General features: G+C 73.1%; 4 protein-coding genes. 3 read left to right on the forward strand and 1 reads right to left on the reverse strand.

The annotated features are described in order from the left end of the window. Positions 1-254: 254 nt before the first annotated feature. Positions 255-1,604 carry a homogentisate 1,2-dioxygenase gene (hmgA, locus tag HCJ92_RS22540; protein WP_167935456.1) on the forward strand — a complete coding sequence of 450 codons (1,350 nt, stop codon included), beginning with the start codon at positions 255-257 and terminating at the stop codon, positions 1,602-1,604. A 24-nt stretch (positions 1,605-1,628) separates the two neighbouring features. Then, on the forward strand, positions 1,629-2,384 hold the full coding sequence (locus HCJ92_RS22545; protein WP_167935453.1) for a GntR family transcriptional regulator: 756 nt from the start codon (positions 1,629-1,631) through the stop codon (positions 2,382-2,384). 171 nt (positions 2,385-2,555) lie between these two features. Here HCJ92_RS22545 and HCJ92_RS22550 read toward each other — a convergent pair whose 3' ends face one another. Further along, a complete protein-coding gene (locus tag HCJ92_RS22550; RefSeq protein WP_167935454.1) occupies positions 2,556-2,819 on the reverse strand; it encodes a hypothetical protein in 264 nt (87 codons plus the stop codon). Positions 2,820-3,214: 395 nt separating this feature from the next. On the opposite strand from HCJ92_RS22550, the gene HCJ92_RS22555 reads away from it, so the two are divergent. Next, the gene (locus tag HCJ92_RS22555; RefSeq protein WP_420824762.1) at positions 3,215-4,324 is read left to right on the forward strand and encodes a DUF5925 domain-containing protein; all 1,110 of its coding nucleotides are present in this window, start codon (positions 3,215-3,217) and stop codon (positions 4,322-4,324) included. Positions 4,325-4,369 lie beyond the last annotated feature (45 nt).

Below are 4,369 nucleotides of genomic sequence, written 5' to 3' on the forward strand. Positions count from 1 at the left end.
GTCCGGGCGCATGTGGCGCCCGGACCGCCTGAACGCGTCCGCCGGCTCCCCCGGCACCGCACTTCCCGGTCGCGTCCCGCTCGCCCGCACCGCACGTCGGGCCCCGCACCCGCGCGGCGCCGAACCCGTGGCCCGATCGGACGCACGGGCGTTGACGTGACGTCACCAGGATTCCTATGGTCTGACAAAGGAATCTCGGGGTGCCGGGCACCCCGCGGAGCGACCGGTGGAACACCGGGGATGCCGAGGGCGCGATGACCGACCACCAGCAGGCGCGGACGACGGCCGAGGCAGCCGTGACCGAGACCGACCCCACCGGACGCCCCCTTCTGAGCGGCTTCGGGAACGAGCACCAGAGCGAGGCCGTACCCGGCGCGCTCCCCCGGGGCAGGAACTCACCGCAGCGCGCTCCGCTCGGCCTCTACGCCGAGCAGCTCTCCGGCAGCGCCTTCACCGAGCCGCGGGCGCGCACCCGCCGCTCGTGGCTGTACCGGGTGCGCCCCTCGGCGGTCCATCCCGCGTTCTCCCGCACCGACAACCGCGACCTCCGCTCGGCACCGTTCGAGGAGACCGTTCCCGACCCCAACCGGCTGCGCTGGGACCCGCTGCCGGAGCCGCCCGCGGGGACCGACTTCGTCGACGGCCTGTGGACGCTCGGCGGCAACGGCGACGCGCGGCAGCGCAGCGGCATGGCGATCCACCTCTACCGCGCCGACACCTCGATGCCGGACCGGGTGTTCGGCAACTCCGACGGCGAGCTGCTGATCGTCCCGGAGCGCGGAGTGCTGGAGCTGCGCACGGAGTTCGGCCCGCTCACCGTGACTCCCGGCCACATCGCCCTGGTGCCGCGCGGCGTGCGGTTCGCGGTCGACGTGGCCGAGGGGACGAGCTCCCGGGGGTACGTCTGCGAGAACTACGGCGCCCCCTTCGAGCTTCCGGAACTGGGCCCGATCGGCGCCAACGGCCTGGCGGACGCGCGGGACTTCCTGGCCCCCTCCGCCGCCTTCGACGACGTCGACCGCCCGGTGGAGGTGGTCAACAAGTTCGGGGGCAACCTCTGGACCGCCGTCCTGGACCACTCACCCCTGGACGTCGTCGCCTGGCACGGCAACCACGTGCCGTACGTCTACGACCTGCGACGGTTCAACGTCATCGGCACCATCAGCTACGACCACCCAGACCCCTCGATCTTCACCGTGCTCACCTCGCCCTCCGATACGCCCGGGCTGGCCAACGCGGACTTCGTGGTCTTCGCTCCCCGCTGGCTGGTCGGCGAGGACACCTTCCGTCCGCCCTATTTCCACCGGAACGTCATGAGCGAGTACATGGGGCTCATCGAAGGGGCGTACGACGCGAAGGCCGCGGGCTTCCTCCCCGGGGGCGGTTCACTGCACAATATGATGTCCGCGCACGGCCCCGACCGGGAAACCTTCGACCGGGCGAGCGGCGCGGACCTGGTGCCGCAGAAGGTGGACGACGGACTGGCGTTCATGTTCGAGACGCGCTGGCCGGTCACCCTGGCCGGACAGGCACACTCCGCCGGGCACCTCCAGCAGGGCTACGACACCGTGTGGGACGGTCTCCGGCGGAACTTCCGTTCCTGAGCCACGCGCCCCCGGGAGTACGGCATGAGCGTCTTCGCCCCCGACACCGTCGAGCTGAACCGCAAGCTGCCGCTGTGGTACCAGGTCTCGCAGTCGCTGCGCGCTTCCATACTCGGCCGGCGTCCGCAGGACCCCCTGCGGCTGCCGACCGAGGAACGCCTCGCCGGTCACTTCGGCGTCAGCGTGCTCACCATGCGGCAGGCGCTCAAGGAGCTGGAGACCGAGGGGCTTATCAGCCGCCACCGGCGCCGCGGGACCTTCATCGAGCCCGACGTGCCGCGTGGGGCGCCGGTCCCCCTGCTCGGCTCGGTGGACGCCATCGTCGCGCAGCAGTCCGGGGAGCTGAGCACCCTGCTGGCCCGGCAGACCACAGCGGTGCCGCCGGAGCTGGCCGAGCAGTTCCCTGGGCTGGACGAGGTGGTGGCGTTCCGGCGGCTGCGGCGCGACCCGGAGAGCGGGGAACCGACCAACTGGGCGGAGAACCTGCTGCCGCCCGACATCGCCCGGCGCGTGGACCCGGCACTGCTGGAGCGCTGGCCGATGACCAAGGTGCTGCGAGATGAGGCGGGGGTGGCGGTCCGCCGGATCGACAACACGGTGCAGGCCAGGCTCGCGGACCCGGGCACGGCACGACTGCTGGAGGTCCCGCTGCTCAGTCCGATCCTGCACTGTACCGGCATCTCCTACGACGACCGGGGCCGAACGGTGGACGTGGTCCGGATCCACTACCGGGGGGACCGCTTCTCGTTCGGGGTGTCGGTGGACGCCGATCCGCGGTGAGCTCCCGGCCGCCGCACACCGTCGGTCGCGGCGACGGACGCCGGGAGAGCGGGCACGACGAGAGCCCGTCGCCGGCCTCGTGACCGCGTGCCGACGGCCCGTCGGGGCGGGGCCCGTCCGAGGACGGGCCGCCACCCGCCGACGGGCCGTCGGGCGGAGTGTCGTCGCCGGTCAGTCGCGACCGCCGAAGAGCGTGCGGCGAAGCCGCCGCAAGGGGGCCAGGAGGTGCACCCGGGCCCCGCGGGACGCCGGCGAGCTGCGCTCGTCGCGCCGGGTCAGCTCCCGCATCAGCTCGGTGGCGTCCTCCACGTCCCGCTGCGGTACGGCGGGTCCCGCGAGCACGCTCAGATGGCGCTCAAGGCGCGGTCCGGACGCACCGCTCCGGCACTCGACCGCAGGCACGCGGGCCCTGCTGCGCACTGTTATCCGATCCATGCCTCTCCCACCCGTAACTGGGCCACCCGGTCCGGGGCGATCCACCCTAACGCCCCGCCGAGGCGGCAGAGTATCCCGGACCCATGATTCACCTTTCCCGCAAGGGTGTTGACGAACACACCGGGGTCGCCACCGTCAGGCGCACTGCCAGGGCGCACCACCCCACGGCGTGCCGCCGGACGCGCGCCGTACCGCACATCCGTTCCTCGGGGAGGTACACCCTCGCACACCCGGCCTCGCGACCTGACGCACGGTCACCCGGCGCGCCGCCGCAGGCCCGGACGGAGGTGCGGCACCGACGGAAGCCGCTCACCGCGCGCCGCGGGACGGAGCGACACCGTACCTCGCGCATAAGTACGTGCGCCGGGGGCGTCCGATGGCCGATCATGGGCGGTATGCACGCCGATCCCCGCCCGTCCCGCTCGGAGGAACAGCCGCCCTTCGGTCTCGTCATCAACGACCCCACCTCACCCGGGGAGGTGATCGACGCCCTCCTCGTCGCCGGCTACGCCTCGGGGGACTACCCCTACGCCCGCAGCAAACGGCTGCGCCAGGTCAAGGAGGAGCACAGCCTGCTCCCGGCCGACGTCCGGGTCCGCCACACCTCCCGGGGCTCCGACAACGACTCGGTGCTCGCCTGCGGCACCGACTTCCTGGTGCGCTCCCAGCGGTGGCAGTTCGGGGCGCAGGTGACGGTGGTCGCCCGCAGCGACGAGGTCGCCGAGCGGGTCCTCAAGGAGGCCGTGGACGGGGCGGAGAAGCCGGAGGAGACCGAGGCGACCTCGGTCTCCATGGGTTTCTGGCACTTCTCCCCCAGCAACGGGCCGGTCCGCACCACCCGCACGATCAGCGCCGCGTCGTGGGAGGAGGCCCGGCCCAACTACGCGGCGCCGGTGGCCGGTGCCATGGACCGGCTGATGACGACCACCGCCGAGGACGTGGCGGGACGGCTGGTGCTCCTCCACGGCCCGCCGGGCACGGGGAAGACCTCGGTGCTGCGCACCCTGGCGCGCTCCTGGCGCGAGTGGTGCCAGGTCGACTGCGTGCTCGACCCCGAGCGGCTGTTCAACGACGTCGGGTACCTGATGGACGTGGCCATCGGTGAGGACCCCGACGACGAGGACGACGGCAGATGGCGGCTGCTGCTGCTGGAGGACTGCGACGAGCTGATCCGCGGCGGCGCCAAGGACGCCGCGGGCCAGGCGATGTCCCGGCTGCTGAACCTCACGGACGGACTGCTGGGCCAGGGCCGCCGGGTCCTGGTCGGCATCACGACCAACGAGGACCTGGAGCGGCTGCACCCGGCGGTGGTGCGTCCCGGCCGCTGCCTGGCCCGCATCGAGGTCGGCCGGCTCTCCCGGCGCGAGTCGGTGGACTGGCTGGGCACCGAGGAGGGGGTCGGCCGGGAGGGCGCCACCCTGGCCGAGCTGTTCGCGCTGCGCCGCGGCGCAGACCCGACGCAGCTGCGGGACCGGGTCGGGACCGGCGACGGCCTGTACCTCTGACCGCTCCCCGACGAGCGCCGTACCGCCGTGGGCCCGCGGCGGCAC

This window comes from Streptomyces spiramenti (genome assembly GCF_012034385.1).
Lineage (GTDB): Bacteria > Actinomycetota > Actinomycetes > Streptomycetales > Streptomycetaceae > Streptomyces > Streptomyces spiramenti.

What these genes read in the sequence shown, in the direction of transcription:
- hmgA (WP_167935456.1), top strand. Translation starts at nt 255, where the DNA reads ATGACCGACCACCAGCAGGCGCGGACGACGGCCGAGGCAGCCGTGACC.
- HCJ92_RS22545 (WP_167935453.1), top strand. Translation starts at nt 1,629, where the DNA reads ATGAGCGTCTTCGCCCCCGACACCGTCGAGCTGAACCGCAAGCTGCCG.
- HCJ92_RS22555 (WP_420824762.1), top strand. Translation starts at nt 3,215, where the DNA reads ATGCACGCCGATCCCCGCCCGTCCCGCTCGGAGGAACAGCCGCCCTTC.
- HCJ92_RS22550 (WP_167935454.1), bottom strand. Translation starts at nt 2,819, where the DNA reads ATGGATCGGATAACAGTGCGCAGCAGGGCCCGCGTGCCTGCGGTCGAG.